A 1,206-nucleotide genomic window follows, 5' to 3' on the forward strand; every position below is an offset into this window, starting at 1 on the left:
CGCCGGGCACGTGCTGGCCCGGCGGTGGTGAGGCGGACGCTGCGGCCGTGCGGCTCCAGCAACCGCTGCCCGGCCTCCCGCTCCAGCTTGGCGAGCTGCTGGGACACCCCGGACGGGGTCACGTGCAGCGCCGTGGCCGCCGCCGCGACCGTCCCGTGCGTCGCCACGGCGTGCAGCGCGCGCATCCGCTCCAGACCGAACACGGAAGCGATGCTACCGAGTTCCGTGCAAGAACATTCGCTTGTCCTTGACGGTCGTGCGGTCGAGGCTGGGTGCGTGACCAGCACCGAAGCACGTCCGGCGGGGACGCTCCCCGCGGCGCGGCGCGTCAACCCGGCCCTGCTCGCCGCCGCGGGCAGCTTCTGCATCGCCCTCTCGTCGGTGTTCATCAAGGTGTCCGGGACCAGTGGCAGCACCAGCGCGTTCTGGCGCTGCCTGATGTCGCTGCCGGTGCTGCTGGCGCTGGTGTGGTGGGAGCGCAGGCGTGGCACCGCACGCCGCCGGGTGCTGCTCCCGCTGCTGGCCGGGATCGGGCTGGGCGTGGACTTCGTCCTGTGGGGCGACGCCATCGGGCTCGTGGGCGCCGGTGTGGCCACGGTGATCCTGTCGGTGCAGGTGGTGATCGTGCCCGCGGTGGCGTTCTTCGTGCACGGCGAGCGGCCGTCGAAGCGGTTCGTGGTGGCGGTGCCGGTGCTGCTGGGCGGCATCGTGCTGGCGGGCGGCCTGGCCGGGACGCCCGCGTTCGGCCCGGACCCGGTGCTGGGCGCGGTGCTCGCGCTGGGCGCGGGCGTCGGCTACGCCGCCTACCTGCTGCTGATCCGGCACAGCACCGGGTCCGGCGCGCGCGAGCACACGTTGAGCTTGGCCACGGTGTCGGCGGGCGCGGTCGCCGTGGCCATCGGCGTGCCCACCGACCGGCTGGACCTCACGCCGGGCTGGTCCGCGCTCGGCTGGCTGCTGGCGCTCGCGCTGGTCGGGCAGGTGGTGGGCTGGATGCTGATCTCCACGGCGCTGCCCAGGATGTCCAGCTCCACCGGCGCGACGCTGATGCTGCTGCAGCCGGTGGCCGCCATCCTGCTCGGCATCGTGCTGCTCGGTGAGCGGCCGAGCGCCTTGCAGCTGGCGGGCTGCCTCGTCGTGCTCGGGTCGGTGGCGTTCGTCGGCAAGTCCCGGCGCTGACCCGGCATCGCCCCAGCAATGCGGAGA

At 74.0% G+C, this 1,206-nt stretch carries 2 protein-coding genes; one reads left to right on the forward strand and one right to left on the reverse strand.

Annotated features, from left to right (window positions below):
- Window positions 1-203 (reverse strand): LysR family transcriptional regulator (locus AB0G02_RS34970; protein ID WP_360803134.1); only part of this gene is annotated, 203 nt, incomplete at its 3' end.
- A 73-nt stretch (window positions 204-276) separates the two neighbouring features.
- On the opposite strand from AB0G02_RS34970, the gene AB0G02_RS34975 reads away from it, so the two are divergent.
- Complete coding sequence (locus AB0G02_RS34975) at window positions 277-1,179, forward strand: DMT family transporter (protein ID WP_360803137.1); 903 nt, start codon at window positions 277-279, stop codon at window positions 1,177-1,179.
- Window positions 1,180-1,206: the final 27 nt, after the last annotated feature.

The organism is Actinosynnema sp. NPDC023658 (assembly GCF_040639995.1).
GTDB lineage: Bacteria > Actinomycetota > Actinomycetes > Mycobacteriales > Pseudonocardiaceae > Actinosynnema.